The 25,881-nt window shown below is 62.2% G+C and carries 32 protein-coding genes and 1 tRNA gene; 17 read left to right on the forward strand and 16 right to left on the reverse strand.

Features of this window, described 5'->3' with window-relative positions; translation table 11 throughout:
• Positions 1 to 40 precede the first annotated feature (40 nt).
• Positions 41 to 928 carry a DUF5794 domain-containing protein gene (locus C443_RS05725; RefSeq protein WP_005534605.1) on the reverse strand — a complete coding sequence of 296 codons (888 nt, stop codon included), beginning with the start codon at positions 926 to 928 and terminating at the stop codon, positions 41 to 43.
• A 413-nt stretch (positions 929 to 1,341) separates the two neighbouring features.
• Here C443_RS05725 and guaB point away from each other — a divergent pair, with 413 nt between their 5' ends.
• Entirely contained in the window at positions 1,342 to 2,826 is a 1,485-nt protein-coding gene (gene guaB / locus C443_RS05730; protein ID WP_005534606.1) for an IMP dehydrogenase, read from the forward strand.
• A 204-nt stretch (positions 2,827 to 3,030) separates the two neighbouring features.
• Here the strand turns inward: guaB and C443_RS05735 are convergent, their stop codons facing one another.
• Positions 3,031 to 3,255 carry a hypothetical protein gene (locus C443_RS05735; protein ID WP_005534610.1) on the reverse strand — a complete coding sequence of 75 codons (225 nt, stop codon included), beginning with the start codon at positions 3,253 to 3,255 and terminating at the stop codon, positions 3,031 to 3,033.
• 87 nt (positions 3,256 to 3,342) lie between these two features.
• On the opposite strand from C443_RS05735, the gene C443_RS05740 reads away from it, so the two are divergent.
• The gene (locus C443_RS05740) at positions 3,343 to 3,783 is read left to right on the forward strand and encodes a GNAT family N-acetyltransferase (RefSeq protein ID WP_049943920.1); all 441 of its coding nucleotides are present in this window, start codon (positions 3,343 to 3,345) and stop codon (positions 3,781 to 3,783) included.
• Between the two features lie 184 nt (positions 3,784 to 3,967).
• On the opposite strand, the gene C443_RS05745 is transcribed toward C443_RS05740, so the two are convergent.
• Positions 3,968 to 4,041 (reverse strand) — tRNA-Lys (locus C443_RS05745).
• A 256-nt stretch (positions 4,042 to 4,297) separates the two neighbouring features.
• On the opposite strand from C443_RS05745, the gene C443_RS05750 reads away from it, so the two are divergent.
• Positions 4,298 to 5,764, forward strand: a complete 1,467-nt coding sequence (locus tag C443_RS05750) for a DHH family phosphoesterase (RefSeq protein ID WP_005534613.1) — start codon at positions 4,298 to 4,300, stop codon at positions 5,762 to 5,764.
• Here the strand turns inward: C443_RS05750 and C443_RS05755 are convergent.
• A complete protein-coding gene (locus C443_RS05755) occupies positions 5,761 to 6,060 on the reverse strand; it encodes a PRC-barrel domain-containing protein (protein WP_005534615.1) in 300 nt (99 codons plus the stop codon). The two genes, C443_RS05750 and C443_RS05755, sit on opposite strands and share 4 nt — an antisense overlap.
• A 203-nt stretch (positions 6,061 to 6,263) precedes the next feature.
• On the opposite strand from C443_RS05755, the gene C443_RS05760 reads away from it, so the two are divergent.
• Positions 6,264 to 6,719, forward strand: coding sequence for a redoxin domain-containing protein (locus C443_RS05760; RefSeq protein WP_005534617.1), 456 nt, complete (start codon positions 6,264 to 6,266; stop codon positions 6,717 to 6,719).
• Here the strand turns inward: C443_RS05760 and C443_RS05765 are convergent, their stop codons facing one another.
• A complete protein-coding gene (locus C443_RS05765) occupies positions 6,720 to 7,259 on the reverse strand; it encodes a GNAT family N-acetyltransferase (RefSeq protein WP_005534618.1) in 540 nt (179 codons plus the stop codon). It abuts the gene before it with no gap.
• Positions 7,260 to 7,314: 55 nt separating this feature from the next.
• The gene (locus C443_RS05770) at positions 7,315 to 7,833 is read right to left on the reverse strand and encodes a GNAT family N-acetyltransferase (RefSeq protein ID WP_005534620.1); all 519 of its coding nucleotides are present in this window, start codon (positions 7,831 to 7,833) and stop codon (positions 7,315 to 7,317) included.
• 117 nt (positions 7,834 to 7,950) lie between these two features.
• Here C443_RS05770 and nth point away from each other — a divergent pair, with 117 nt between their 5' ends.
• A complete protein-coding gene (gene nth / locus C443_RS05775; RefSeq protein WP_005534622.1) occupies positions 7,951 to 8,634 on the forward strand; it encodes an endonuclease III in 684 nt (227 codons plus the stop codon).
• Positions 8,635 to 8,650: 16 nt separating this feature from the next.
• On the opposite strand, the gene C443_RS05780 is transcribed toward nth, so the two are convergent.
• Positions 8,651 to 9,157 (reverse strand): universal stress protein, encoded by a 507-nt coding sequence (locus C443_RS05780; protein ID WP_005534623.1) that lies wholly within the window; start codon positions 9,155 to 9,157, stop codon positions 8,651 to 8,653.
• Positions 9,158 to 9,247: 90 nt separating this feature from the next.
• Positions 9,248 to 9,730 carry a DUF7321 family protein gene (locus tag C443_RS05785; RefSeq protein ID WP_005534624.1) on the reverse strand — a complete coding sequence of 161 codons (483 nt, stop codon included), beginning with the start codon at positions 9,728 to 9,730 and terminating at the stop codon, positions 9,248 to 9,250.
• Positions 9,731 to 9,817: 87 nt separating this feature from the next.
• Between C443_RS05785 and C443_RS05790 the strand changes: the two genes are divergently transcribed.
• From C443_RS05790 to C443_RS05825, 8 genes are all read left to right on the forward strand, one after another.
• Positions 9,818 to 10,723, forward strand: a complete 906-nt coding sequence (locus C443_RS05790; RefSeq protein WP_005534625.1) for a DUF7319 domain-containing protein — start codon at positions 9,818 to 9,820, stop codon at positions 10,721 to 10,723.
• 64 nt (positions 10,724 to 10,787) lie between these two features.
• Positions 10,788 to 11,444: a halocyanin domain-containing protein gene (locus tag C443_RS05795; RefSeq protein WP_005534626.1), complete on the forward strand. Its 657-nt coding sequence runs from the start codon at positions 10,788 to 10,790 to the stop codon at positions 11,442 to 11,444.
• Positions 11,444 to 11,863: a DUF7318 family protein gene (locus C443_RS05800; RefSeq protein WP_005534627.1), complete on the forward strand. Its 420-nt coding sequence runs from the start codon at positions 11,444 to 11,446 to the stop codon at positions 11,861 to 11,863. The genes C443_RS05795 and C443_RS05800 overlap by 1 nt, the downstream gene beginning before the upstream one ends.
• A 1-nt stretch (position 11,864) precedes the next feature.
• Positions 11,865 to 12,731: a hypothetical protein gene (locus C443_RS05805; RefSeq protein ID WP_005534628.1), complete on the forward strand. Its 867-nt coding sequence runs from the start codon at positions 11,865 to 11,867 to the stop codon at positions 12,729 to 12,731.
• Between the two features lie 3 nt (positions 12,732 to 12,734).
• Positions 12,735 to 13,538: a cytochrome b gene (locus C443_RS05810; protein WP_005534629.1), complete on the forward strand. Its 804-nt coding sequence runs from the start codon at positions 12,735 to 12,737 to the stop codon at positions 13,536 to 13,538.
• Between the two features lie 4 nt (positions 13,539 to 13,542).
• Entirely contained in the window at positions 13,543 to 14,307 is a 765-nt protein-coding gene (locus C443_RS05815; protein ID WP_005534630.1) for a cytochrome bc complex cytochrome b subunit, read from the forward strand.
• A gap of 110 nt (positions 14,308 to 14,417) precedes the next feature.
• Positions 14,418 to 14,717 carry a DUF7315 family membrane protein gene (locus C443_RS05820; protein ID WP_005534631.1) on the forward strand — a complete coding sequence of 100 codons (300 nt, stop codon included), beginning with the start codon at positions 14,418 to 14,420 and terminating at the stop codon, positions 14,715 to 14,717.
• Positions 14,718 to 14,727: 10 nt separating this feature from the next.
• Entirely contained in the window at positions 14,728 to 14,997 is a 270-nt protein-coding gene (locus C443_RS05825; protein WP_005534632.1) for a DUF7314 family protein, read from the forward strand.
• A gap of 37 nt (positions 14,998 to 15,034) precedes the next feature.
• Here C443_RS05825 and C443_RS21610 read toward each other — a convergent pair whose 3' ends face one another.
• The 4 genes from C443_RS21610 to C443_RS05840 form a co-directional block, all read right to left on the reverse strand.
• Positions 15,035 to 15,211 (reverse strand): DUF7317 family protein, encoded by a 177-nt coding sequence (locus tag C443_RS21610; protein ID WP_005534634.1) that lies wholly within the window; start codon positions 15,209 to 15,211, stop codon positions 15,035 to 15,037.
• A 232-nt stretch (positions 15,212 to 15,443) separates the two neighbouring features.
• Complete coding sequence (locus C443_RS05830; protein ID WP_005534636.1) at positions 15,444 to 15,905, reverse strand: DUF7313 family protein; 462 nt, start codon at positions 15,903 to 15,905, stop codon at positions 15,444 to 15,446.
• Between the two features lie 41 nt (positions 15,906 to 15,946).
• Entirely contained in the window at positions 15,947 to 16,660 is a 714-nt protein-coding gene (locus tag C443_RS05835; protein ID WP_049943921.1) for an NAD(+)/NADH kinase, read from the reverse strand.
• A 55-nt stretch (positions 16,661 to 16,715) separates the two neighbouring features.
• Positions 16,716 to 17,951, reverse strand: a complete 1,236-nt coding sequence (locus C443_RS05840; protein WP_005534639.1) for a digeranylgeranylglycerophospholipid reductase — start codon at positions 17,949 to 17,951, stop codon at positions 16,716 to 16,718.
• A gap of 111 nt (positions 17,952 to 18,062) precedes the next feature.
• Here C443_RS05840 and C443_RS05845 point away from each other — a divergent pair, with 111 nt between their 5' ends.
• The 4 genes from C443_RS05845 (at position 18,063) to C443_RS05860 (ending at position 20,626) form a co-directional block, all read left to right on the forward strand.
• Entirely contained in the window at positions 18,063 to 19,232 is a 1,170-nt protein-coding gene (locus C443_RS05845; RefSeq protein ID WP_005534640.1) for a hypothetical protein, read from the forward strand.
• A 68-nt stretch (positions 19,233 to 19,300) separates the two neighbouring features.
• Positions 19,301 to 19,849: a hypothetical protein gene (locus tag C443_RS05850; protein WP_049943922.1), complete on the forward strand. Its 549-nt coding sequence runs from the start codon at positions 19,301 to 19,303 to the stop codon at positions 19,847 to 19,849.
• Positions 19,849 to 20,331, forward strand: coding sequence for a metal-dependent hydrolase (locus tag C443_RS05855; protein ID WP_005534644.1), 483 nt, complete (start codon positions 19,849 to 19,851; stop codon positions 20,329 to 20,331). The genes C443_RS05850 and C443_RS05855 overlap by 1 nt, the downstream gene beginning before the upstream one ends.
• Positions 20,332 to 20,416: 85 nt before the next feature.
• The gene (locus C443_RS05860; protein WP_005534645.1) at positions 20,417 to 20,626 is read left to right on the forward strand and encodes a TOBE domain-containing protein; all 210 of its coding nucleotides are present in this window, start codon (positions 20,417 to 20,419) and stop codon (positions 20,624 to 20,626) included.
• Positions 20,627 to 20,655: 29 nt separating this feature from the next.
• Here the strand turns inward: C443_RS05860 and C443_RS05865 are convergent, their stop codons facing one another.
• The 4 genes from C443_RS05865 to C443_RS05880 form a co-directional block, all read right to left on the reverse strand.
• Positions 20,656 to 22,026, reverse strand: a complete 1,371-nt coding sequence (locus tag C443_RS05865) for a cryptochrome/photolyase family protein (protein ID WP_005534647.1) — start codon at positions 22,024 to 22,026, stop codon at positions 20,656 to 20,658.
• Between the two features lie 99 nt (positions 22,027 to 22,125).
• Positions 22,126 to 22,911, reverse strand: a complete 786-nt coding sequence (locus C443_RS05870) for a methyltransferase domain-containing protein (RefSeq protein WP_005534649.1) — start codon at positions 22,909 to 22,911, stop codon at positions 22,126 to 22,128.
• Positions 22,912 to 23,178: 267 nt separating this feature from the next.
• Complete coding sequence (locus tag C443_RS05875) at positions 23,179 to 24,042, reverse strand: 2-oxoacid:ferredoxin oxidoreductase subunit beta (RefSeq protein WP_004517803.1); 864 nt, start codon at positions 24,040 to 24,042, stop codon at positions 23,179 to 23,181.
• Positions 24,039 to 25,799 carry a 2-oxoacid:acceptor oxidoreductase subunit alpha gene (locus tag C443_RS05880; protein ID WP_005534651.1) on the reverse strand — a complete coding sequence of 587 codons (1,761 nt, stop codon included), beginning with the start codon at positions 25,797 to 25,799 and terminating at the stop codon, positions 24,039 to 24,041. The genes C443_RS05875 and C443_RS05880 overlap by 4 nt, the downstream gene beginning before the upstream one ends.
• Positions 25,800 to 25,881: the final 82 nt, after the last annotated feature.

The raw sequence follows: 25,881 nt of genomic DNA on the forward strand, positions 1-25,881 counted from the left end.
CCGGACAGCCGGGCCTGATGGGCCTAAAAGTTCTCCCTCGTCACAGCCACGGGGCGCGCTCTTGGTCAGGCTCGTACTCGACAGCGGCCCCTTCGTCGGTCTGCTCGTCGGCGGCGACGCCCTGGGACGCGCCGCCGTCGGCGAAGGCGGCGGTGAGGTCCACGGCGTCGGGTCGGTATTCAGTGTGGCGCGTGCGGGCGTTTTCCGGGTCGAATGACAGCAGCGCCGTGACGGCCAGCACGGCTAGCGCCACTGGCGCATCGGTCGGCATCACGCCGAGGACAGAGAGGGCGAGGACGCCGAGCGCGACAGCACTCCCGAAGCGGAAGCGGTCGATGTCGACGGCATTGCGGAGCCATGGACTCGCCAAAGCGACGGCGAGGGCGAAGCCGATACCGACGCCGGTGGTGGCGGCCGCGCGGAGCAAGACACCGGGTTCGATAGCGGTGACCAGCTTTGCGCCGGCGGGGTCAAGGCTCGCCAGTAGGCCGAGTCCGACGATGACGGCCGGCCGCGGCAGGTACTCGCCGATTCGGGCGCTTGCAGTCTGTGCGGCGATCGCGAGGATGACGAGGCCGGCGAAGCGTTCGAGGGTCCCCAGTTTGACGATCCCCGCGATGGTCGGGGCAAGGGCCGCTTCGACGAGCGCTATCGGCATCAGAACGGCCCCGATAATGAGTACCGCGCGCGCCTGCTGTCGGGGACCGCCTTCGAGTTCGGCTAACACGACGGCGACAGTGGCCGACCCGCCAAAGACGAGCAAACCCACTTCGAGGACGCCCATCCAGGTCGAGAGTGCCCCTGCGAGGACGAGCACCGGGAAGATGCCGTCGACAAGGGGGAGGCCCATGACGGTCGCCAGCAGCCGGCCACCGCGGCCGACCTGCTGCTCGATGTCGAGTGCAATCGGGTGTCTAGAGATACTCATGTCGTGTTACGGTCGAGCGTAACCCAACTCCCGTCGGGAAGTTCTCACTCGGTCCTGACGCACACGACAGGCCTGCCAGAACTTGTTACCGAACCACGCGAACGTTGTGTTGCCCGACGCTGTGGACGTCATCTGACGGGCAGTACCGTTCCGTGCGGGTTCGGTGAGTCGCATGTTCATAATTATCCTTCATTCGCACATAACCGTTGCGTGAGAACTGCGCACATACGCCACCGCTTTTCCGGAATGGCCCGCTGTTTGTGGACGAATGTCTCACCTTCGGGACCAGGGCGTGACAAATGAGAGATCGATGGTGGATTTCTGGAAGGGGTTGCTGGAGACAGGTGTGGCATCGAACCCCACGTAGCACCGAGTCTCGCAACGTTTTTGCCGGGCCGTCGTGGACGATTTACATGGCGAACGATTCCGAGCCTTTCTCAGAGAAGCTCCGAGTGCCGGAGGCGCTGACGTTCGACGACGTGCTCCTCAGACCCAAGGAGTCCCGCGTCGAACCAGACGAAGCAGATACCACAACACGGGTTTCGAAGTCGGTCGAACTGACCGTCCCTGTTGTCTCCGCGGCGATGGACACTGTTACCGAGAGCGACATGGCGATCGCGATGGCGCGGCAGGGTGGTATCGGCGTCCTCCACCGCAACATGAACGCCGACCAGATGGCGACAGAGATCGAGCGGGTCAAACGCGCCGACGAACTCATTATTCGCGACGTCGTGACGGCCAGCCCGAACCAGACCGTTCGCGAGGTCGACGAGATGATGGAACGCGAAGGTGTCTCCGGCGCACCGGTTGTCGGTGACGACAACGACGAAGTGCTGGGCATCATCTCCGGGACGGACATCCGGCCGTATCTGGAGGTCGGTGAGGACGACGCCGTCACGGATGCGATGACCGACGAAGTCGTCACCGCCCCCGAAGACGTGACGCCACGGGAAGCGCTAGAATTGATGTACGACCACAAGATCGAGCGCGTCCCCATCGTCGACGACGAGAACCGACTCGTCGGGCTGGTCACGATGCAGGGCATCCTCCAGCGCCGCGAGTACGACCAGGCCGCCCGCGCGGACGACGGCTCGCTCCGCTGTGGTGCCGCCGTCGGTCCCTTCGAGATGGACCGCGCACAGGTCGCGGACGAGGCCGGTGCGGATATCCTGTTCATCGACTGTGCGCACGCCCACAACGCGAACGTCATCGAGAGCGCCCGCAAAATCAAGGCCGAAGTAGACGCCGACGTCGTCGTCGGCAACATCGGGACCCGAGAAGCCGCCGAAGCCGTCGTCGACTTCGCCGACGGCGTCAAGGTCGGCATCGGTCCCGGCTCCATCTGTACCACCCGTGTGGTCACCGGTGCCGGCATGCCACAGATCACCGCCGTCGCGCAGGTCGCCGACGTGGCAAGCCAGCACGACGTGCCGGTCATCGCCGACGGCGGTATCCGCTACTCCGGCGACGCCATCAAGGCTATCGCCGCGGGTGCGGACGCGGTGATGCTCGGTTCCTACTTCGCCGGGACAGACGAGGCTCCGGGCCGTGTCATCACGATGAACGGCAAGAAGTACAAGCAGTACCGCGGGATGGGCAGCGTCGGCGCGATGAACGAGGGCGGCGGCGAGCGCTACCTCAAGGACGACGAGGAGGGTGAGGAATTCGTCCCTGAGGGCGTTGAAGCCGCGACGCCGTATAAAGGCTCGCTGGCCTCCGAACTCCACCAGCTCGTCGGCGGGATGCAGTCCGGGATGGGCTACGTCGGGGCCGAGACGATTCCCGAGTTCAAGCAGCGCGCCGAGTTCGTGCGGGTGTCCGCCGCGGGACAGCAGGAGAGCCATCCACACGACGTAATGATTACCGACGAAGCGCCCAACTACAGCCCCGACAGCTAACGCTGACAACCGGAGTGGACGCAGAAAGCCGCAGCCGATTATAAGTCAGTTTCGCAGGCCGGACTGCACGCCTCTTTCTGTGCTGCATTCGCGTCGGGATACGCTTTGAACGACTCACCACAGCTCGCACACTCGAACGTATCGAAGTCGGACATAGCGGCCCACTGTACTCGCGCCGCGGAAAAATCATTTCGGGATCGCCGGTCAGTCGTAGTAGTCTTCGTCCAGCGGCAGTTCCGTTCCGGACGAAGTGACTTTGTCGACGGTCGCCTCCAGACGGAGTGTCTCGCTGCACTCGGGGCAGATGACCGCCACGTCGACCTGTAGAGTATCATCGGAGTCGTAGATTCCCAGAACCTCCGCATCAGAGGCGTACAGATACTCCGCCGACAGTTCGTGCTCGTGGTCGCGAGCGTAGTCGTACGTCATGCATGCCCGCTACACCCGGGTCTGTGTTGATGGTTTCGGCGATTCTCAGTGACAGCACATACAGGGGACCCGCTCGAAGCGACGGTCATGAGCAACGTGGAAGTCGATGTCGGTTCCTGGGATGCGTTCCGAGACGCGGCAACCGCCGTTCGAAAAGCAGTGTTCGTCGAGGAACAAGGCGTCTCCGAGGATGAGGAACTCGATGGAAACGACTTGGAAGCCGTTCAGTTTCTGGCCCGTGACGACGAGTCTCCCGTTGGGACTGCTCGGCTCCGGTTCCCCGAGCCCACGGTCGGCAAGGTCGAGCGAGTCGCGGTCCGTGAGCCCTATCGAGGGGATGGCGTCGGCGCGGCGTTGATGCGGGCCGTCGAAGATGCCGCTCGTGACGATGGCGCAACCGAACTCAAACTCCACGCACAGACTCACGTCGAGCCGTTTTACCAGCAACTCGGCTATGAGACTGTCAGCGACGAATTCGAGGAAGCCGGCATCCCACACGTCAAGATGCGAAAACAGCTGGACGGCTGAGTTGCCCACCAGGCGGATCAGAAAGATATCGGATTCGGGCCGCCCACGGTTTTTTGTTCGCGGCGCAAGAATACGGGCCGGAAGGGATTTGAACCACGGTCGGACGTGCTCGCTTCGCTCCGCGCGACCTCCCTGATTCAAATCCGTCGAACGTTTTCACTGCCCATTGTCGTTCGCAGGAAAACGGGCCGGAAGGGATTTGAACCCTCGACCGACGGCTTAAGAGGCCGTCGCTCTGCCAGACTGAGCTACCGGCCCAGTGCACTCATTTCTCTGGACGGCCCGGTAAAATAGGTTTTCATTCGGACGCCTCGTGTCGGTCGGTCTCACGTTTCGTGCACACAATAGTCGGCTAGCGGCAATTGGACCTCTGCACGAGAGCCGGCAGGCGCGACTGTGACCGTTCTGGACGACGTTTGACGGCTTCTCAGACCACCCTGTCAGGAGAGCGTTCCCAGCTGTTGGTGAAATAGCTGGCATTAAAGAGGCTTGACGCCAAGCGATATAGACACTAATGAGTACAGCCAGCGGCATCACGATGGCCTCTATGTCGACCTACGCCATCCTCGGGTGTGGGAGTGTTGGCCACGCCGTGGCGGAAGAACTCGTCGAGGAGGGGAAAGACGTCCTCATCCTCGACGCGGACGAGGGGCGAGTGGAGGCGCTCCGTGACCAAGACCTCAACGCACAGCAGGCAGACATCTGCGAGACTGACGTTGCCCAGACGGTTGCCGACCGCGACGTGGTTCTCATCATGTCTCCGGACGTGAACGCCAACGCCGAAGCGGTGCAGAACATCCGCGAGTCCGGCGGCGAGCAGTTCATCGTCGCCCGCGCCGACGACCCGGTGTCCGCCGACGACCTCACGGAACTCGGTGCGGACGTGGTTATCAATCCCTCCGCGGTCATCGCGGATTCGGCACTTCGAGCGCTGGAAACTGGTGAACTGGAGTACAAGGCTTCCCAGCTCGGAGACGTCATCGACGGGACCGAGGAACGCATGGCGATACTCATCCACCGGTCGCCGGACCCCGATTCCATCGCCTCGGCGGCCGCATTGCGGGCCATCGCTGCGAGCCGTGACGTAGAAGCAGATATCATCTACGAGGGCGAGATCGGGCACCAGGAGAACCGTGCGTTCGTCAATCTCCTCGGCATCGAACTGACTTCGAACGAGGATGTCGACCTCGACGAGTACGACACGTTCGCGCTGGTGGACGTTGCCAAGGGCGGCGAACCGGCTATCGACTCGGTCGATATCGTCGTCGATCACTACGAGCACGAACACGAACTGGAACACGACGCCGCCTTCTCCGATATCCGGCCCAACATCTCGGCCACGTCGACGATTCTAACGAAGTACATTCAGGAACTCGATCTCAATCTCGACCAGAGCGTCGCCACGGCGCTGCTGTACGGCATCCGTGCCGAGACGCTGGATTTCAAACGGGACACGACGCCGGCAGACCTGACCGCCGCGGCGTATCTGTACCCGTTCGCCGACCACGATACGCTTGAACAGGTCGAATCGCCGTCGATGAGTCCGGAAACGCTTGACGTGCTCGCCGAGGCGATCCGGAACCGCGAGGTTCAGGGGAGCCACCTCGTCTCCAACGCCGGGTTCATCCGGGATCGCGACGCGCTAGCGCAGGCAGCCCAGCACCTCCTCAATCTGGAGGGGATTACGACGACAGCCGTGTTCGCCATCGCTGACGACACCATCTACCTCGCTGCCCGTTCGAAGGACATCCGGATGAACATCGGCAAGGTGCTGTCGGACGCGTTTGGCGGGATGGGCGAGACAGCGGGCCACTCCACCGATGCCAGCGTCGAGATACCGCTTGGCATCTTCACCGGCCTCGATACGAGCGACGACAACAGAGATACACTGCTGGAACTCACTGAAGAAGCGGTCAAACGGAAACTGTTCGAAGCGATGGGCGTCGACAGTTCCAGTAGCGAGAGTTCGAACGGAAACTAGGCGGGGACTTCTTCTTCTTCGTCGCCGGCCTCGGGCTGGCGGAGCCGTTCGACGATATCGCTGACGATGACGATATCGCCGACAGCCTGAACCCACCGGTACGGAATGATGACGCCTCGCGACGCGTTCACTTCTTCGTCAAATAGTTCTGTGTTAAGCTGGTGGAGTGCCAGCCCTGTCACTTCCTTGCGGTCGAGCTCCAGCCGAAGGTCTTCGACTTCGCCGACGAACACGCCGTTTTTCGAATACACCTCGCGACCCACGAGGGCTGTAATCTCCTGTGGCAGATTCTCCATTCCCATACGACGGTGGTTGGTCGGACGGCTTATAAAGCTTCTTTGCGACTGAAACGTCTCCGGCTCGGGGGAGCAAATGCTACGAGATGCCCCCGGACAACGACTGCTAGCCTCACTCTGATTCCGTTGCCGGCGTACCCGCACAGGAAGCAGTCGCCTGTCTGGGCCGCGGGACTTTTGTCCCGCTCCCCCGTTCGCTCAGTATGCTCTCTCCCGGTGACCCTGCCCCGGATTTCGACCTACAAGGGACCGCTGACGGGGGTGTCGGTGCCTATCGGCTGTCGGCTGCCACGAACCGCGCGCCGGCGGTCGTGGCGTTCGTTCCCGGCGACAGCCCCGAGTCGCAGGCCGTCCTCAGTGCACTGGCCGACGCAGACTGGGTGAGCGTATCGGATGCCGTGGCTGTCCTTGGTGTTCTCCCGGCAGATATTGACGACTGCCGGTCGCTCGCAGCGGCGCTGTCGCTTCCATACCCGTTACTGGCCGACACCCACGGCGTCGCAACGCAGTTCGGCGTCAGAAAACAGGACGGCAGCGTCCACCGAGCGGCGTTCGTCGTCGACCAGCGATGTCGGGTTCGGGCGGCGACCGTGTTCGACGAGACCGACGGGACCGCGCCACCCCTCGACGAAGTTCTACGTGGTCTCGCCGAGTTGTAGCTACTCACCGCGGTCCAGTTCGTCCTCTAGCAGACCGTAGATGTGTACGTCTTCGTAGCGGCCGTCGCGGAACCAGTGGTCCCGGAATGTCCCCTCTCGCTGGAACCCCGTCTTTTCGAGCACGCGCTGGGAGCCTTCGTTGCCGGCGAAGACCTTCGCGTACACACGATGGAACCGGCGTTCCTGAAACGCGTACTCGGTGAGCGTCCGGGCGGCGTCGGTCGCGTAGCCGTTGCCCCACGCATCCGGCGTGAGCCAGTAGCCGAGTTCGGCCATCCCAATCCGGTCTGTGACGTCGTTCAGCCCAACGATACCGACCGCCTTGCCGTCGACACAGATGAGTAGATGCACGTCACCAGTTTCGCCGCTGGCGACGGATTCGACCCACTCGCGTTCGGCCTGTTCGGATATCGGCTCTGTGGCCGAGAGGCCGTGTCTGACATCCGGGTCGTTGATAGTCTCTTGCAGGAACTCAACATCTTCGTCTTCGACCGTTCGGAGCGTTACTGTTTCGCCCCGGAGGAATGCTGGTCCGGGCATACACAAGTCGACGAGGGGGTACTGAAAGAAGCTTCGGTAGGTGTGTGAAAGAGGTTCATGGATTCCACTCGTCAGCCAGCAGGCCGTACTCCAGTAGATCGACGTACTCGCCGTCGACGAAGGCGTGGTCACGGCGTCGCCCTTCCTGCTGGAATCCGACTTTTTCCAGCACACGTGCGGAGGCCGGGTTGGTGGCGTAGCAGTCCGCGCCGAGTTTGTTCAGTCGCAGTTCCTGAAACGCATACTGTGCGAGACAGTCGACGGCATCGGTCGCGTAGCCGTTGCCCCAGTGGTCCGGACAGATCGAGTACCCGAGCACACCGAATCCCCACGGATGGTGGTCCTCGTGAAGCATGCACGTCCCCACTGGCTCGTCGTCCACACAGACGACGAAGTGCGTGTCAGCATCGCGGTTATCGAGGTCTTCGGCGGCAGGTCCGGAAAGCGGCTCGCTGAAACCGATATTGTGCCGGACCTGCGGCTCATTTAAGAGCCGCTGTAACAGGTCGCTATCGGTTGCTTGCTGCGGGTGGAGTGTCACCCGTTCGCCGTGGATGAACACTGGTCCTGACATAGGTGAAACCACTCGCAACTGACACAAGGCTGTTGTCGTAGTCTGTGAGGGGATACCATGCAAATGCTGGGCAGTAGAAAACGACACGGAAAAGGGAACTCAGTACTGTCCTGCGGTATGGGAACGCCGCTGGAGTCACGCGAGGAACAGGCAACGGAGGTCGTCGACCGACTGCACGAGGAATACCCCGACTCGGCGATTTCACTGAACTACAGCAACCGTCTGGAACTGTTGATTGCCGTCGTCCTCTCGGCGCAGTGTACTGACGAGCGAGTCAACGAAGTCACGGCGGACCTGTTCGAGAAATACCAGAGCGCCGAGGACTACGCCGAAGCCACCGAGGAGGAACTCGCCGAGGACATCTACGGCATCACCTTCCACAACAACAAGGGCGGCTACCTCCAGGGCATCGGTGAAATTCTGATCGAGGAACACGACGGCGAGGTGCCTGACACGATGTCGGCGCTGACCGATCTCCCGGGCGTGGGCCGCAAGACGGCGAACGTCGTCCTCCAGCACGGCCACGACATCGTCGAAGGCATCGTCGTCGACACGCACGTCCAGCGGCTCTCGCGGCGGCTGGGGCTTACTGACAAAGAGCGCCCGGAGGCTATCGAGCAGGATCTGCTGGACGTGGTGCCAGAAGGCGAGTGGCAACAGTTTACCCACCTGCTCATCGACCACGGGCGAGCCGTGTGCGGTGCGCGGTCGGCCGACTGCGAGGCGTGCGTGCTCGCGGACATCTGTCCCTCCGAGAAAGGAGACAGCGACGTCGACCTCGCCAGCGGCGAGGCGTGGTAGCCCCGCACCGAGCGGCTCAGTCTTCGTCGTCACCGAGGCGTGCAGTGAGCACGGGCACGTCCGACGTCCGAACGACTTTTTCCGCGACGCTGCCGAGCAGATACCGCTCGATGCCCGTCCGACCGTGAGTCCCCATGACGATGAGGTCGATGTCGTTCTCGTCGGCGTAGTCAAGGATCGCGCTGTGTGGGGGGCCGCGTTCGATAGCGGTGACGGTATCGGCTCCGTCGGCCTCGTCTGCCGCCGAGCCGACGATGGCCTGCGCGCGCTCCTGTAGCGATGAGTCGATGTTGTGCTCTTCGCCGACCATCCCCGGCTCCGATTCGTCGTGTTCCTCCGCAGTCATGCCGGTCGTTGCTCCCTCCGGACCGGCGGCGGTCATGCCGATATGCGGCGACGACGTATCGAGGACAGTCATGATGTGTAACGTCGCGTTGTGCGTTTCGGTGAGATTGCATGCATGTTCTAGCGCGGCTGCTGCTCCGTCACTACCGTCCGTCGGAAAGAGAATGTGTTCGTACATTGGAACCACAGCTAGCGATGAACATGCAATGCTAATGAAACATCTAGTCTGTTCGCAGAAACCGAGAATCAGGACCGCTATCGACAGCGCTCACGCCACGTACCGGAGGGCGTACCGAGCGACGCCGACTAGATACGCCAGCACCCAGAAGATGACGTATCCGAACACGCCGATGCGGAGTCGCGAGCGCCAGTGGCTGAACGTCTCGTCGCCGATTTCGTCCAGCAACAGGTCTTCGTCGTACTCGTTGTAGAGGTCGTGTTCCCGCTTCGCCCGGAAGATCCGGACGATACCCGTCCCGCCGAAGGCAAGCAGCGCGTACGCTTGGAGGCCGAGCATCGCGTGGACTGCGGATAGGCCACCGAGCTGGTCTGGGAGCCGTGGGACCATCCAGAACACCATCGGGACGGTGGTCAACACCAGCCCTGTTGTGACGAACTTCAGGTGATGTATCAGCACGTCCCAGGTGACTGGCTCCGTCTCGATGATGTAGTACGCGCCGTACAGGAAACAGGGGAGGCTGAGGCTCACCGACAGTAACACGACTGTGGCCACGAGGCCGTCCGACACCATGGGCCGACCTAGGGACAGTGCTCGCTAAAGACTGCCGGATGCCGAAGGTCAGAACTTGTAAGCCGTCGCGGTCCCTACACCCGAGCAATGGCCGACCCGGACTCGACGTCTCCCACGGAGGACGAGCGCGGGAACACCCCTGCGGACGCGGTAACTGCCGAAACTGAGCCCGGCGAACACGGGGCTGCTGACGACGGCACTGAGGAAGCCGATGACGGCGAGTCGGGCGAGGAGCTTGATACGGAGGCGCTCCGGAAGCAGGTCGAAGAAAAGTACGACTTCGACAACTTCGGTCCGGCGGACATGGCCGAGATGACCGCCGAGGAGTGGGACGTTGCCTTCGACGAGGAGTCATGGATCACCGGCGACGAACTCCTCGACCGGGTCACGCGGGACCTTCGGAACCGCGTTGCAAACCGAGACGTGTTCGCCCGCATCGAACGTCATCGGGACCCGCCACGCGTACTCGCGTACTCCGACGAAGGCTACGCGGTCGTCTACCCAGACGGAAGCCTCGAAGGAGAAGGAACCGTCATGCGTGACGTGAAGCCCACGGTCGCGCTGTGTTCGATGGATTCCTACGACGTGCCCGAGAACGTGCCTGATAGGCCCCTTCCCGAACCGGAGTCAGTTCCCGAGGGTGGCGGCGAACTCGGAAACTGGATGTTACAGGCGATTGCTGGGGCGCAGTTTCTGGCCGGGATTGCCTTGCTCGGGGGCGCAGTGCTCGCGACCGCTGGCGTCATCGGCAACAGGGGAACCAGTATTGCACTTCTGGTCGTGGCCGGCGCTGCCTTCATCGGTGTATCGCTCGTCCTCTTTTTCACCGTCGCAAACGCGAGACTCTCGGATACGTTCCGCGCCGAAGAATACCGGGACAGACTCCGGGCTATCGGACTTGAGGACGGCGAACGGCCGGAGTTCGTTCCGGAGCTTGACCCACAGAATTCGGGGTCTGAAGACGGGGCGACTGAGACTGACGAAGCCGGGTAATGACGGTTCCTGCGGGTGGTATTCGGTGGGTTTATACAAACTCAGTCCTGATTCCAGAGTGTATATGAATAGACGGGAGTTCGTCCGGACAGCAGGGGGGGCCGCCGGTGCCGCGGCGACCCTCAGTGCCACCGGCGCAGCCGCCGCACAGGAGGAAGGCGGTGGCGGTGGCGAAACCGTCCCGGACTACGGCGGTTTCCTGGACCAAGTCGGGAACTTCGACGGGTCGACCGTCGACGCGACCGGGCAGGACACAGTAACTGTCGAGGTCGGCGTGCAGGCCAACGGCAGCGCGTACGGGTTCGGTCCGCCAGCCGTCCACGTGGACAACGGCGCAACCGTCCAATGGGAGTGGACAGGCAACGGCGGCGGCCACAACGTCGTCTCGGACGGCGACGGCCCACTGGACTCCGGGAGTACGACTTCCAGTGCTGGCGTCAACTACGAGCACACCTTCGAAGAGGATGGTATCTACCCGTACATCTGCGTTCCCCACGAAGGGCTCGGGATGAAGGGAGCGATTGTCGTCGGCGAGGAGTACCCGACGCAGACAATCGGTGGCGGCGGCCCGGTCGAAGTCAACCCTCACGAAGCCGGCGTCCCGATTCAGCCACACTACGTCGGGTTCGGCGCTGGACTCGCGGTCATCATTCCGCTGATTTACACGTTCTTCCAACTGAAGTACGGCGAGTCGCCCCACACTAGCGGAGGGAACAACTGATGGCATCCGAAGGCTCCACATACGGTGATATTCACCGGTACGAACCGCCACGCGAGAGCACGGCAGCGGCTGTCGGCATCGTGCTCCTGACGATTATTCAGGTCGGCCTCGTCGGACTCTTCACCTACGGCATGATTGCCGGGTGGGCGTCCGGTATCGGGACGACGTTGACAGTCCGCCTCATCGAGGCCAACATGTTCATGGGCGGCGTGTTGACGGCGATTTTCATCGACCTGTCGTTCATCATGCTGCTGTACCGCAAGGAGTTCCTCCCCGACGTGATGATCGTCAAGAAGCGCCGTCGCAAGTGGGAAGACCTCTACATCCGTCAGGAAGACGTCGACGGAACGACGGTTGCAGATGGCGACAAGTTCGCAGAGACATTCAAACGCGCAGTGTACCCATACTACAAGAAATAACATGCCACTTGATGAAGACAAATACCCGGCCGAAACAGGCCGTCGTCGCTTCGTAAAAGGCGTCGTCGGAAGCGCTGCACTCTCCGGCGTTGGCGTCGGTGGCGCGGCAGCCGTCGACGCGACGACGGACGCCGCCGGCGAAGGTGGCGGAACGACCCCGTTCGTCGCTGTCGAAAATACCGGTGGACCGGCTCCGCGAGGGATGCCGATCATCCCTATCGAGATCGACGGTGGCGAGATCAGCGGCCACTGGCCGGAGTACGACGAGGACGCCGGCGCAGCTGTCGAGACGGACTTCGGCGGGAGCGGTATCGACTACTCCTCACAGTGGTTCCAGTACTGCGGTATCCAGAGTACTGCAGCTATCTACCCACAATCAGACCGGAACAACACGTTCCTCAATTCCACAGGGACCTTCTCTTGGCAGGGAGAGTACGAGTCCGGCAAACCGCTCACGGTCGATATGTTCGAGGATTACAAGGACTGGGGCAACGGCATCGGCGACTCCGGTGTCGGGAAGCCCGCAAGTGTCGTCTGGCGGACCAACAGCGATGGAAAGAACGGCGCTCCGGTGCAGATAATCAGGTCAGCCAAAGTCGAGAAGATGGCCAATGGCGAGGGCGAGTACGCGGACCTTCCCGGAAGCGTCCAGTCGTTCGTCTCCGAGGCGACTGACCAGGGCTTCATCGCCTGGCTGAACAAATGCACGCACTTCTGTTGCGTGCCAGGGTTCAAAACGCAGAGCGGGAGCGCCAACTTCGGCGCGGCCAACGACATCTACTGTCAGTGCCACCAGTCCGTGTATGACCCGTTCAGCCCCGTGCAATCGACGTTCGTGGCGCTGCCACGCCCACCAAAAACGGAGTAATCAATGAGTCTCGAACGCAAAGACGAACACGACCACAAAGGCTGGATGGAATCGCGCGAGCTGACGCCGGTAGAATCGGTGTACCTGACCGTGCTTATCTGGCTCGACCGACGGCTGCGCGTCGTTGACTATCTGGAGATCCTCGAAGATCTCTACTACAAGGTCAACATGCAGATGCCGAAGAGCCACACGGAACAGTACAACCTCGACAACAAGTTCTGGTACTGGTACCCACTGTACGCACTCGGGTCGTTCTCGACAGTTGCGTACATCGTTGCTGCGATATCAGGCGCGCTGCTGGGCTTCTACTACGCACCGGCCGCCGCGGCTGCTGACGGGTCGCCGACAGTCGCGTACGATTCGGTGATGCTCATCATGGGCCAGCTCAACCTCGGCTACTTCCTGCGCTCGGTCCACCGCTGGGCCGCGCAGATCATGGTTGCCGCCGTGTTCCTCCACATGCTCCGCGTGTACTTCACCGGGGCATACAAGGAGCCGCGCGAGCTGAACTGGCTCATCGGAATCGTCTTGATTTCGCTGACGCTGGTGTTCGGATACACCGGCTACCTGCTGCCGTGGAGCCAGCTCTCGTTCTGGGCCGGTCAGATCGGCGTCGAGATGTCCCTCTCCATCCCACTTATCGGTGAGTGGGTCGCACAGCTGATGTTCGGCGGGTTCACGCTATCGCAGGCCACGCTACAACGGATGTACATCCTGCACGTGTTCTTCCTGCCGTTCATCACGACTGCCATCATCGCGGTCCACATCGGCATCGTCTGGATGCAGGGGATCGCTGAGCCACACTAATACTATGAGCGACAACGACACAGACGACGTTCGCACGGACGGTTCCGGCACCGGCATCGTCTCGCCGGACGACGAGACTCCCGCATGGTCCGAGCGAAAGGAGCGGACCCAGGGGCTCTCCCGGCTGACCTACGAGTACTTCGAGCGGGCGCGCCGCGAGGACCAGGACCTTCGCCAGCAGTCGGACTATGTCGAGCGTGACGTGCTCGCGTTCCCGGCCTGGCCCCACGAGATGATGCGCAACATCGCGCTGACGTCTTTCTTCGTGGGCATGATTCTGTTCGTCTCGGCGACGTTACCGCCAGAGATGCCAAACCCCGCTAACTCCGGCGTGACGCCGGCGATTATCCTGCCGGACTGGTATCTCTACTGGTCCTTCGGCCTGCTCAAGCTCGGCCCGCTGAACCCCGAGTTGAGCATCCTCGGCGGTTCGAAGCTCATGGCTGACCGAACCTACGGTGTGCTGGCAAACGTCGTGGTTGTCGGATTCGTCGCCATCGTCCCCTTCCTGAACAAAGGGTCCGCCCGACGTCCCGTCGAGCAGCCGTTCTGGGCTGCGGTCGGGATGTCCGGTGTCATCTTCAGCCTGACTATCGCCGCGCTGTCCATCAAGAACCTCGTCCCGATGGACTCCCACCTGCTGTTCGACCTGACGTTCCTCGTCCCCATCATCAGTGCGACGATTACCTACGCGGTGCTCAAGACGATGCGCGAGGGCTACATGTTCGACCTCAACCGTCGCTACTATCGGCTGCGGCCGCCGAAGTAATCTGATCGGTCGATTTCTCCGCCGTTTCTCACGTTCTCTGCTCGTGGCTATCGCAAGCGCTGCGACCGCATCTCGCCGCAGTAAAGTGGCTCCCGCCCGTAGTGGTAGCGATGACAGAGGACCAGTCAGCGGGGACTGAAGACGGTTCGGAGCGGCGGGACGTCGTGGTGCCGCTGCGCGTGTACAAGGCCGTGACAGTGTTTTCGACGCTGTTTGCGGTCGCCAGCGTTGTCGCCGGATTCATTCTCGTCGACGTGGCGACACAGCGGGCATCAGCGCCCGCCTCGGAGATCGACGTGCCGGTCGGCATCGCCGGAATCGCGTGCATCCTCGCTGGCACAGTCGTCTATGCGTTCTCGACACGGTTCCGGACCGAGGAAATGGGAAAGTCTAAAGACGACGCTACCTAACGTTCGGATAATGGCTGACGAGTTCATGAAGGGGTTCGCGTGCCTCATGGTCGGCGGACTGGGTTGGATGACCATCAAGGGCTGGTACAACACGCCGAGTTTCGAGGGGGCACAGCTCACGGGCGAACTTACTATCGAGGAACCGACCACGTTCGACCAGATCGCCCTGTTCATGGGCGACGCGTTCTTCTGGTTCGCGGTGCTGGGCGCACTGACCTTCTGGGTCGTGCTCCCGCTGATCAGTGAATTCCAGACGTATCTTAACGAGCGGTCGGCGTAAGTACGCAGTAGCCTTTTCTACGGGACCGACGCCGCCCTCAGTTCGGGGTCTGGTCGACTGGCGCACCGTCTTCGTCACGCACCTGAATGCCGCGCGAGCGAAGTGCCGTAGCGAATTTTGCTGGTGACACCCCGCCGTACGTCGCTGCCTCTTTGAGCGTGAGTGTTTCCCCGCGATACAGTGTCAGCGCCGTTGTGAGGGTCCTGTGTGACATCTTCGTCTACACCGACACAAATGCAGTGTGGGTATTAAATTATTTCGGCTATTCTTGGGCTAATGATCTAGGTTATCGAGAAAAAGTGGATGTGTGAAATCCAATCTAACACAGGACTATTCAAATATGAGGTTCTGAAGTGGTTATTACTTGCCGACCACACATGTCGGCTATCTATACGCGCGACTATCGGATTATCGGGATTCGAAGACGAGAGAACGAGAAACCGTGTTTAGATGATGGCGCTCCAGGGACCCTTGATGACCCAGAACAGGCTCTGGTAGCCCGCGTACATGAACACTACGAGGGCGGCGACGATGGCTCCCTTCGGCCGTTCGAGCGGAATGTCACGGCGCGCCTCGACTTTCCGGGACTCGAACTCAAAGAAGTCGGTGATGACTGCGCCGAGGACGAGTACCGACAGGACCATCCCGCCGTGATGGTGCAGCGTCATGTAGAAAAACGACAGTACGATCAGCGCGATGTTGGTGAACGTGTGTGCCGGGTGGCGGCTGACCGCATCCGCGCCATCGTTTTCGTACTGTTTGACATGGCTTCTGTGGGCGAGCTGCCGTGTGAGGAAGTTGACGATTACCACTCCGAAGATGATGTATTCGATGAGGAACGCACCACCGACTGTGGGGCTCCCCAGAATGGTATCCAGTGGCCCAAAGAACGTTACGGATGGCTGCATATGCAAAGCTCTGTCCACCGTCCATTAGTGTCTTTCCAATCTCACTCGAATCTGGACTGGCTCTCGTCAACGACAGCAGTCCGAACGGATGACCCGAGCGAGATCGTGATACGCTCCTGATAGCTGACGTGGCGCGAAACCCGGTCATCGACAAGTAACTCGACAGTCGCCTCGTCGCGCTCAATCGAGGCACTGAGTCCGTCGACAGGCAACACCCAGTGATCCGGGTCGGTTGCAAACGGCGCGATCGGTGCTACCACTGCCTGGTCTGACGGTGCCAGTATCGGGCCGCCGACACGGTGGGCGTAGCCCGGTGAGCCAGCAGCCGTCGCAATTACGACACCGTCGGCCCGGAACTGTCCGATGCGGTCAGCTGTCGATGCAATAGTGAACTCGGAGATACGGGCGGCGTCAGCAGTGACGAGCGTCACGTCCCAGAATGCCTGTTCGACCGTCCCGTCGGGCATTGTCACGTGGAGGACTGGATGCGTCTCAATCCGGGCATCAGCAAGTTCCGACACAGCGGCGACGGCGTCGTCGCGTGGCACTGACCGGACGCCGCGACCCGCCGCGACCGGTAACACGAGCGGGTCACCCTCGGCCCGTGCCACGGCGGCGACGGCGTCCTCGCCGACGGCGACGACCCGGTCAGTTTCCGGAACCGCACCGTCACTACCCCGTTCAACAGCTATGCCGGCGTCTCGGAGCACGTCTGCGAGGGCGTCGTCACCGACCACACCAACGGGGGTTTCCATCATCTGAAACTCCGGGCCGGCGGAAAAAAACCTGCCGCACTTCGCGCGATGGTGCTCAGATATCGAGGCGACGGCGCGCGTATTCGACGAGAATCGGCATGTCAGAGAGATGGGTGAGCTTCGCAATCGCCCGCCGGTCGCCGCCGTTGATCTGCCTGAGGGTGTCCTGTCCGGTACTCCGGAGATCGTCCATCAGCTGATCGTACCGCTCGTTCGGGGCGAGATACAGCAGTTCCGTCATCATCAGGCGGGCGTTGTGTTTCGGGGCTACCTCGCTGTGCCAGAGCTGGTCGTAGACAGAGAGGTTCTCCGCCGACGTATCGGGTTCGTCGGGCTTGAGCGCCGAATCGGCTGTCGCGGCTGCGGCGCGGGCCGATTTCATCCCTTTGTGTATCCCCTCTCCCCACAACGGGTCGACAGTCGGGACGGTGTCGCCGATAGCCATGAAGTTGTCCGTGCTCATCGAATCGGGTGGCTGGATGTGGGCCGATCCGCGGTGGGCCTGTGTGCCCTCGATTCGCTCGGCGTCGTCGAATCTGGGATCCGAATCGAGCCAGTACTCCAGATAGTCGTCGATCCCCATCCCGTCTTTGGCGTACTTCTGGTGGGAGCCGTTCTGGATGTAACAGAGACCGACCTTCGCCGTATCTTCACCGGTGTGGAAAATCCAGGAGTAGCCGCCCGGGGCGAGGTCGTGATCGAGGCGGAGCATCATCGCGTCCCTGAGGTCGGCGTAGTCGTCGTGGTTGACTTCCACGCCCTCGAACTCGTACTCGACGCCGATGGCCTGGTGGTCCCGCTGGAGGTTACACACGTCGAGTTTCTTCGCCAGCGGCGCGGCAGGGCCGGTGGCGTCGATGACGATGTCCGCGTACACCTCTTCGTCGCCGTCGTAGCGGACGCCGACGATCTCACCGTTCTCCATGATCGGCGCCGAGACGCGGGAGTCAAAGCGGTAGGTCGCGCCCTTATCCCGGCCCTCAGAGACGAGCCACTGTTTGAACTCCGCGAACTCCAAGACTGCGCCGGTCTGATTGCGGACGTAATGGTCGTTGGGGGACTCAAGCACGACGTCGTCCGTGTAGTTCATCACCACGTCATCAGGAATCGCAAAGCCCGTCATCGCCGACATAAACGTCCCGGCGGTAGACTTGTTGCTCTGACGCGGGAACCCGTCTTCGGGCTCGCTTTCGAGAACGAGCACCTCGTAGTTTCGCTCCGCTAGATCACGGGCACACTGCGCCCCGGCAGGGCCGGCTCCGGCTATTACCACGTCAAAGCGCTCGCGCATGGTTGTGGGTATTCCCTGTCAGTAATCAGTCTTTCCGAATACACCGAGGGCGTTCTCGAAAGGGTAAAGACGGCCCCACTACCATGACGGGAACACCCGGGGCGACATACAATGGTTCTCAAGACAGGCGCGGGCGTGCTCGCGGACAGACGTCGGCTTCCCACGGCAGTACGGGCAGTGCTGGGATACTACGCGGACACCGGTGTGTTCGACGCCGGCAGCCTCTCGTTGAAATCTGAGATCGACGAGCGGACAGAGTCGATGGTCGACGACGTAACCGACCGCATCGAGGATGCCCTCGAAGACGAGTTCGGCCGTCCAGTCGAGTTCTCCTATGACACGAAGCTCATCCTGCCTGCACAGCTGACGCTCGGCTACATCTACCGCAACGCCCGTCAGCAGGCACCTGGTGACCCCGTTATCGACGCTATCGCCGACGGTGTTCCGACTGTCGACGAGACGGCACTGGAAAAGGGGCCGGCACAGGACCTTGCGCCCCGCGAGATGGTCGTCCGCGCCGAGCAGATGACTCGTCTCTCCATCGAGGCACTCATCGATGGCGACATGCGCGACGCCATCAACGACGACGAGTTCGAAGATTTCGAGGTCGACTTTGACGTGAGCGAAGCTGACCGTCGTCGCGTCGCCGAGGTCGCCCAGTCCGCGCTGCAGTCCCATCTCGACGGCCTGTTGGAGGACATGCCGCCTGTTGTCGAGAACGCCTATCAGTGGGCCGTCGACTACAGCGAGGCCCATCAGGACCGCGACGACTACTTCCGGGAGCTGATGACCGCGGCCGAGGACGGCGACGCCGATGCCCTGACCGATATCCGCGAGGCGTACAAGTTCGCCGAGTACGACGAGGAGCCAGCGACCCTCACCGAGACAGAGAAGGAACTCCCCTACAGCAAGACCCAGTACGCTCGCGTGGGCGTCCTCTACGACGGAATGCTCGATCTCTACCGACTCGCTGGCCTCGACATCGACGACGAGTTCGCGAAGGCCATCGTCCTCGCCATCATCGGTGCACAGGTGTGGCTCGACGACGTGGACGACTACGAGGATGATCGAGCAGAGGGACAACTGACGCCCGTCACCGCCGAGTACCTGCTCGCGCCCGACGACGAAGCCGCCTATCGGCGCGTCGTCGACGTGACCGAACAGTACCTCGATCTCGCGAAGTCCTACGCCACGGCCGCCGACTCGCCGCTGACCGGCGTCGCTGTCGAGTACATCTACCGCTCCGGCGACCCGGATGTCCTGCCCGGCAAGCCTGAGTAGCCACACGACCGACACCGGCTCGTCCCAAGCATCAGAGTTTATATCCCACCGCCCGCATCGAAATTTGAATGCTTCACTCGCGGGTGGGCAGGGTCGCAGCTATCTGTGGATTGCTAGCCGTGCTGTTCGCACTCATGGTCGGACTCGGCACCGCCACGCCGGCCCCCAAAATGGGCGATTATCCCGCGGAGGACGCACTGGCTGCGGACTACGACAGGTACGTCGGCGAGTCCGTTCAGGTGACCGGCACGGTGACCAAGACCGAGCCAGTCAAGATCGCCGTCGGGTACGAGTATACCGCCAACAGCGAGTACCACAGCGGCACGCTCACGATCACCGTCCGGAACGTCGACAAAGCCGTCGCCGAAGGCGAATCGCTGCAGGTGTACGGAACACTTGGCCCGGACCAAACCATCACGGCGGAGAACAGCGTGCGCGTGCCAGCGATGAACTACACGGCGATGTATCTCGTTTCCGCTATCGCCGGCCTGTGGACCCTCGGACGGCTGATCTGTGGCTGGCGGCTGGACTGGCAGACATGGGCGCTCTGCCGGCGAGAGCACCGGCTCCGGCCGATACAGACGGGTCTCGGTAAGATACGGGAGGTACTTTTCTGATGCCGGACCTGCTCTCGCACGCCTTCATCGCGTTCACCGTCTGTACTCTCTTGTCACTCCGGTATGACTGGCTCACCGGCGAGTACGTCACTGTGGGGATGGCCGGCGCGTTCATCCCGGATATGGCGAAGATCAAGATTCTCGTGGACGCTGCGGCCGTCGAGGCGGCGCTGGATATTCCGTTTGACTGGCTGGGCGTCCACACGCTCGGCGGCGCATTCGTCGCCGTCCTCGTAGGGACGGTCATCGCGAACCGCTCCGACCGACGGCGCGTGTTCGGCCTGCTGTCTCTCGGGGCAGCTAGTCACCTGTTTGCCGATGCACTTCTGCTGAAGGCCTCTGGGCGGTCGTACGAAGTGCTGTGGCCACTGACACAGTACCACCCGCCGACCCCGGGGCTGTACCTGAGTACGGATATCTGGCTCACGGGCGTCACCGGAACCGTCGCGGTGTCGGCATGGCTGTTCACGGCCGAATCATGACCATACCGGCTGTCTGCCTGCCAGCCCCGCGGCCATACTTCCCGGGATGACAACTGTATTACTGTTTCATATCTAACCAGTTCGCATGGCACTCAGTGCCCGGAACAACCTCAGCGGGACGATTCGTTCAGTGACGATGGATGAAGTGATGGCCGAGGTCGTCATCGAACTGGACGGCGGCGAGACGGTCACGTCAACGATCACACGCGGGTCCGCCGACCGACTCGACCTTGCCGAAGGCGACGAAGTGTCGGCGGTAATCAAGGCCAGCGAAGTGATGGTCGACAAGGACTGAAAACGGCGTCAGGAACGCGCTCGAACCGACTACCGCTTCCCCAGCGCTGTCTCGAACACGCGCTGTGCGCGCTCGTAGGCGGCGTTCCGGTCAACGATTGGGTGGTAGTAGTCCGGGGCCAGTTCCTCGCGTTCGCCGTCCGAGAGCGTCGGCCAGTCGACGATCTTGGTCGACGGAACGCCACGAAGCTCCGGAACGTACTCGGTGACGTAGTCCGCCCCGCTGTCGTACTTGCTCATCTGTGCGACCGGGTCGAAGATTCGCACGTCCACGGAGTCGGTCCCGGTCGAAGCCGTCCACTGCCAGCTGGCGGCGTTGTTAGCCGGGTCGTGGTCGACCAGTCGCTTCCGGAAATGCCGCGCCCCCTCACGCCAGTCGACGAGGAGATGCTTTGTGAGGAAGGACGCGACGTTCTGGCGCGGCCGGTTGTGGATGTACCCCTCCTGTTCGAGCTGGCGCATCCCGGCGTCGATGAGTGGATACCCCGTCTCGCCGCGCTTCCAGGCCTCGAAGTTGTCCTCGTCGTTTTCCCACTCGATACGGTTCGGGAACGACTTGTAGTTCTCCGACAGCAGCGTTGGATTGTGGTACAGTAGGTGGTAGCTCTGTTCGCGCCACGAGAGTTCGTAGCGGTACTTCTGGATGTTCCGCTGGGCGTCTCCAGTGGCTTCTGTATGTCGGTCGGACGCGTCCCGCCACATCTCGCGGATGCCGATCATCCCCGCCGCGAGGTACGGCGACATACGCGAGACGGCGCTGGTCGGCCGCTCGACGGCAGCCCGCATGTCGTCGCGGGTATCGTTGTACGTCTCGATGCCACCGGTGAGGAAGTCGTCGTACCGCTGCCGTGCACCCTCGTAGCCGGGCGTCGGCAAGTCGAGCTCCGTCTCGATGCTCGGGGCCGTCGTCGAGTCCGACACGTCGACGAGTGAGCCCGAGTCCGGACTGCCGACCGGCGGTAGCTTGTGGTGGGCCTGCCAGTCGTCGTAGAAGCGACTGTGGTTCTCGTACTGGCTATCGAGCCCCGCCGGGTCGACGAGCACGAGGTCTGTCAGCGATTTCGTCGGGAGCGCCTCGTCGACGCGGCGCTGGCGATTCCGCCGCACGGGCCGGTAGTGCTCATTGTAGTACACCCGGTCGGCATCGTACTCGTCGACGACATCTGAGAGCACCTCGACAGCGCTTCCCTTCCTGACGAGTAGATCACCGCCGTGGTCCCGATACGCCTGTTTCAGCGCTCGGACACCAGCCAGCAGGAACGCTTTTTGCCGCTTCCCGATGTTTGCCAGCAGGTCTGTGTCGAGAACGTACACCGGCAGTACTTCGTCGTCCGCGGCGGCGGCAGTCAACCCTCGATTGTCCGGTATTCGGAGGTCCCGCTGATGCCAGAAAACGTGCATGCATCTTGTTAGGGATACCAGCATATGGGTCCGAACCCGATTCTATTGTGTGTGAGGACCAAGCCCACAGCACAGTCTGTAGTCGGGACACTAAGACCGCTACGCAGGCTTGTGAACGAGGTAGCAGTACTGCGTGAAACTGAAAAAGGTCTCCCCATGGGCTGCCTGTTCTCGGAGGTCATCGGCCCAAGCCTGTGCCGCTGTTGGCCCGAGGACTTCGTGCTCGGCCGCGTAGTCCTCGATGAACGCCATGAGATGAGCCGCGAAGGTGTCGTCAAGGCTAGTGTTGACGATGGCGTTCGGTTCGACCTGGTTGACCGCCAGCCCACCCTCTCGGAGAACCGGAGCCAGACGGGAGCCCAGTCGCGGGTGCGGGCAGTGGTCGTCGAAGGCATCGAGAACGTGCGCCATACGCTCAGGGTCGGGACTGCGCCAGACCAGCGAAGCAAAGTCGGCGTCACAGACAACAGCGGACCCGCCGGGCTGGAGGACTCGATTCAGTTCCGAAACCGCCGATGCAACTGTTTCGAGGTACTCGAACACCTGCACCGCAACAGCCCCGTCAACAGATTCGTCGGCCACCGGAAGGCCATCGGCGTCCCCCTGTGATAGAGTTACCTGCGGTAGCGGGGCACAGCGTTCTCGGGCGAGTTCGAGCATCGGTTCGCTCCGGTCGATACCGTGAACGTGTCCCTCGTTGCCGACCGCCCAGCCGATCTCCGCCGGCTCGAAGCCCGGCCCACAGCCAACAGAAAGAACTGTGTCGCCTGGTTCGGGTGCGAGCAGGTCCCGGACTCGCTCCCGACGCGCCGCTGCGGCCGGCGTTCTGTATATCGCCTCCTCTTGCCGGGCTTCCGCTTCGTCGTAGTCGAGCGTGTCACCCATCTCCGTACAATCATCATTCGCCTGTCATAAATAAACCCATTCAGCAACGTTGTGATCGCCACAATTCGTTGCCAGGATGTGTCATCAAGAACACCTGTTTGGGGAGTCTACAGAAACGCCAGGTAGCATACGGCGGCCGCAGGCCGCCGTTTCACCGGAATCGAGGCTCGGCCTCGATTCCGGCCTTTTTCGCCCACGTTTTTCGAGGAGCCTTCCCACAGCGCGCTCTGTGAGCGCGCAAGGAAAGGCGACGCTGAAAAAGGTGGTCTAGTAGAACTCGCGGACGAGGTCCATCGCGCCCTCGGGCGCACCGTCCGGAATCTCGGCCATCGAGCCCTCGACGCCCTCACGCTCCTCGAATGGAACGGAATCTTCATCCTGATACAGGACGCCCATGTACTCCTTCTCGCTTTCGAGGATCTTGTCCTTGGCCTGGTCGCGGTCCGACGGGTCGTGGTCGGTCTCGTCGAGGTCCACGATGGCGTCGCGGAAGTAGTCGTAGGTGTCCACGTCGTTGAACGTCACACACGGCGAGTAGACGTTCACGAAGCCGAAGCCGTCGTGTTCGACGGCCTTCTGGACGATCTCGGCGTGTCGCTGCGCGTTTGAGGAGAACGACTGCGCGATGAACGTCGCACCGGAGGCCAGTGCCAGCGCCTTCGGGTTGACCGGCGGCTGGTTCGGCCCGTCGGGCGAGGTCGAGGTTTCGAAATCCTCGCGCGAGGTCGGCGAGGCCTGGCCTTTTGTGAGGCCGTAGATGCGGTTGTCCATCACGACGTAGCTCATGTCGACGTTCCGGCGAACGGCGTGGATGAAGTGGCCGGCACCGATGGAGTACCCGTCACCATCGCCGCCCGAGACCATCACTTCGAGGTCCGGGTTGGCCATCTTCACGCCGATGCCCACCGGCAGGGCGCGGCCGTGGACGCCGTGCAGGGCGTAGCTGTGCATATACGTCCCGATCTTGCCGGAACAGCCGATACCGGCGACGATGAAGGTGTTGTCCGGGTCGTTGCCCGTCTCTGCCAGCGCCTTCATCATGCCGTTCATCGTCCCGAAGTCACCGCAGCCGGGACACCAGGTCGGTTGCTTGTCGGATTTGAAGTCTGTGAAGCGAACGTCGGAACTCATTGTGTTGCCTCCGCGGGTGTGTCAAGCGTCTGCTTGATCTCTGTCGCCAGTTCGTCTGCTTTGAACCGCACGCCGTTGTACTTGTTGATGCGCTGTACCCGTTCGAGGACGTCGTGCTCGATGACGTCCGCGAACTGGCCGGTGGCGTTACACTCGACGACGATGACGTCCTCTGCGGCTTCGATCTCTTCGGAGAGGTCCGGCCGTGGGAAAATGTACGGCACCGAGAGGAACCGCACGTCGTAGCCGTCCTCCTCCAGCAGCGTCAGTCCCTCGCGCAGGGCTCCTTCGTTGGAGCCCCAGGAGATGACGAGCGTGTCCGCGTCGGGGTCGCCGAACTCGCGGTAGTCGAAGTCCTCCTGTTCGCGGGCGGTTTCGACTTTCCGCTGGCGCTTGTCGACCTGCTCGATGCGCACGTCCGTGTCCTCGGTCCGACGACCGAGTTCGTCGTGCTCGAGGCCGGTCGTCATGTGTGCGCCGTCAGTCGTCCCGGGGAACGCTCGGGGCGAGATGCCGTCGGCGGCCGCGAAGTGGGCCTGGAAGCGCCCCTTCTCGTCCAGCCAGGTATCGATTTCATTCTCGTCGACGACCTTTCCGCGGTCGATTTCGACCTCGTCCATGTCGAAGGTCTCGGGGGAGAAGGTTTGTTCCGTCACGGCCATTGCGAGGTCCGAGACGAGGAAAACCGGGGTCTGGTACTTCTCGGCGAGGTTGAACGCCTCGACGGTCTTCCAGAAGCACTCGGAGACGGTCGTCGGCGCGACGACGAACCGCGGAATCTCGCCGTGGCCGCCGTACAGCGTCATGTTGAGATCGCCCTGTTCCTGCTTGGTCGGCATCCCGGTCGAGGGACCGGAGCGCATCACGTCACAGATAACCAGCGGCGTCTCGCTGGTGGCGACCAGTCCGAACGTCTCGGTCATCAGGTCGATACCCGGCCCGGACGTGGCGGTCATGGCTCGGGCACCGGCGCGGGCCGCGCCAAGTGCCATGTTGATGGCTGAGAGTTCGTCCTCGGCCTGGACGACCTTCCCGCCGAACTGGTCGACGCGGCCGGTCATGTACTCCATCACGTCCGTCGCCGGCGTGATGGGATAGCCAGCGTAGAACCGACAGCCGGCGGCGATAGCGCCCATGCCGATGGCCTCGTCGCCGTTGAGGAGCACGTAGTCCTCGTCGGTGGTCTCCATGTCGTAGTCGAACTCGCCGTACTCCTCCTGGACGTAGTGCTGGCCCTTCCGGGCGGCTTCCTTGTTGTTCTCGACGATGGCCTCGCCCTTGTCGCCGAAGCGCTTTTCGAGGCTTTCGTCGAGGTTCTCGATGGGGAAGCCGGTGACCTCACACGCCGCGCCGAGGGCGACGACGTTGAGCATGATGGCCCCACCCGCGTCCTCGGCGAGTCGTTTCAGCGGTACTTCGAGTGCCGTCGCGTCGCCGGGAACCTCCACGTCCTGCATCGTCGAGCGCTCACCGTCGTAGATGATGACGGAGTCCTCGTGGAGCTCGTCCTCGTTCTCGTGGATGGTGCGCTCTGTGAGTGCGATAAGGATGTCGAGGCGGTCAACGACACTCTCGACGCGGTCGACTGACGTCCGTACCTTGTAGGCAGTGTACCCGCCACGGATGCGGGAGGCGAAGTCCTTTGAGGTGAAGACGTGTCGACCAGCCCGGGAGAGTGCCTGCGCGAAAATCTTCCCGGTGGAGTCGATTCCATCGCCGGCTTCGCCGCCGATGGCCCAGTTCAGGTCCTCTGGCATTATATCCCTCGGGTAGCCAGCGTGGTAGGAAAAGCCTTCCGTAACCGCCCGCGCGCGCACTACTCGCATTCGAGTGAATACC

This window comes from Haloarcula argentinensis DSM 12282, from assembly GCA_000336895.1.
In the GTDB taxonomy this organism is placed as follows: domain Archaea; phylum Halobacteriota; class Halobacteria; order Halobacteriales; family Haloarculaceae; genus Haloarcula; species Haloarcula argentinensis.

Bases quoted from the DNA above. Each gene is read 5' to 3' on its own strand.
- C443_RS05750 (WP_005534613.1), top strand. From the start codon at position 4,298: ATGAGTACAGCCAGCGGCATCACGATGGCCTCTATGTCGACCTACGCC.
- C443_RS05755 (WP_005534615.1), bottom strand. From the start codon at position 6,060: ATGGAGAATCTGCCACAGGAGATTACAGCCCTCGTGGGTCGCGAGGTG.
- C443_RS21610 (WP_005534634.1), bottom strand. From the start codon at position 15,211: ATGTCACACAGGACCCTCACAACGGCGCTGACACTGTATCGCGGGGAA.
- C443_RS05845 (WP_005534640.1), top strand. From the start codon at position 18,063: ATGGTTCTCAAGACAGGCGCGGGCGTGCTCGCGGACAGACGTCGGCTT.
- C443_RS05860 (WP_005534645.1), top strand. From the start codon at position 20,417: ATGGCACTCAGTGCCCGGAACAACCTCAGCGGGACGATTCGTTCAGTG.
- C443_RS05790 (WP_005534625.1), top strand. From the start codon at position 9,818: ATGGCCGACCCGGACTCGACGTCTCCCACGGAGGACGAGCGCGGGAAC.
- nth (WP_005534622.1), top strand. From the start codon at position 7,951: ATGGGAACGCCGCTGGAGTCACGCGAGGAACAGGCAACGGAGGTCGTC.
- C443_RS05875 (WP_004517803.1), bottom strand. From the start codon at position 24,042: ATGAGTTCCGACGTTCGCTTCACAGACTTCAAATCCGACAAGCAACCG.
- C443_RS05815 (WP_005534630.1), top strand. From the start codon at position 13,543: ATGAGCGACAACGACACAGACGACGTTCGCACGGACGGTTCCGGCACC.
- C443_RS05785 (WP_005534624.1), bottom strand. From the start codon at position 9,730: ATGGTGTCGGACGGCCTCGTGGCCACAGTCGTGTTACTGTCGGTGAGC.
- C443_RS05735 (WP_005534610.1), bottom strand. From the start codon at position 3,255: ATGACGTACGACTACGCTCGCGACCACGAGCACGAACTGTCGGCGGAG.
- C443_RS05835 (WP_049943921.1), bottom strand. From the start codon at position 16,660: ATGGAAACCCCCGTTGGTGTGGTCGGTGACGACGCCCTCGCAGACGTG.
- C443_RS05795 (WP_005534626.1), top strand. From the start codon at position 10,788: ATGAATAGACGGGAGTTCGTCCGGACAGCAGGGGGGGCCGCCGGTGCC.
- C443_RS05810 (WP_005534629.1), top strand. From the start codon at position 12,735: ATGAGTCTCGAACGCAAAGACGAACACGACCACAAAGGCTGGATGGAA.
- C443_RS05870 (WP_005534649.1), bottom strand. From the start codon at position 22,911: ATGGGTGACACGCTCGACTACGACGAAGCGGAAGCCCGGCAAGAGGAG.
- C443_RS05855 (WP_005534644.1), top strand. From the start codon at position 19,849: ATGCCGGACCTGCTCTCGCACGCCTTCATCGCGTTCACCGTCTGTACT.
- C443_RS05820 (WP_005534631.1), top strand. From the start codon at position 14,418: ATGACAGAGGACCAGTCAGCGGGGACTGAAGACGGTTCGGAGCGGCGG.
- C443_RS05780 (WP_005534623.1), bottom strand. From the start codon at position 9,157: ATGTACGAACACATTCTCTTTCCGACGGACGGTAGTGACGGAGCAGCA.
- C443_RS05725 (WP_005534605.1), bottom strand. From the start codon at position 928: ATGAGTATCTCTAGACACCCGATTGCACTCGACATCGAGCAGCAGGTC.
- C443_RS05880 (WP_005534651.1), bottom strand. From the start codon at position 25,799: ATGCCAGAGGACCTGAACTGGGCCATCGGCGGCGAAGCCGGCGATGGA.
- C443_RS05740 (WP_049943920.1), top strand. From the start codon at position 3,343: ATGAGCAACGTGGAAGTCGATGTCGGTTCCTGGGATGCGTTCCGAGAC.
- guaB (WP_005534606.1), top strand. From the start codon at position 1,342: ATGGCGAACGATTCCGAGCCTTTCTCAGAGAAGCTCCGAGTGCCGGAG.
- C443_RS05770 (WP_005534620.1), bottom strand. From the start codon at position 7,833: ATGTCAGGACCAGTGTTCATCCACGGCGAACGGGTGACACTCCACCCG.
- C443_RS05805 (WP_005534628.1), top strand. From the start codon at position 11,865: ATGCCACTTGATGAAGACAAATACCCGGCCGAAACAGGCCGTCGTCGC.
- C443_RS05800 (WP_005534627.1), top strand. From the start codon at position 11,444: ATGGCATCCGAAGGCTCCACATACGGTGATATTCACCGGTACGAACCG.
- C443_RS05840 (WP_005534639.1), bottom strand. From the start codon at position 17,951: ATGCGCGAGCGCTTTGACGTGGTAATAGCCGGAGCCGGCCCTGCCGGG.
- C443_RS05825 (WP_005534632.1), top strand. From the start codon at position 14,728: ATGGCTGACGAGTTCATGAAGGGGTTCGCGTGCCTCATGGTCGGCGGA.
- C443_RS05760 (WP_005534617.1), top strand. From the start codon at position 6,264: ATGCTCTCTCCCGGTGACCCTGCCCCGGATTTCGACCTACAAGGGACC.
- C443_RS05865 (WP_005534647.1), bottom strand. From the start codon at position 22,026: ATGCACGTTTTCTGGCATCAGCGGGACCTCCGAATACCGGACAATCGA.
- C443_RS05830 (WP_005534636.1), bottom strand. From the start codon at position 15,905: ATGCAGCCATCCGTAACGTTCTTTGGGCCACTGGATACCATTCTGGGG.
- C443_RS05850 (WP_049943922.1), top strand. From the start codon at position 19,301: ATGCTTCACTCGCGGGTGGGCAGGGTCGCAGCTATCTGTGGATTGCTA.
- C443_RS05765 (WP_005534618.1), bottom strand. From the start codon at position 7,259: ATGCCCGGACCAGCATTCCTCCGGGGCGAAACAGTAACGCTCCGAACG.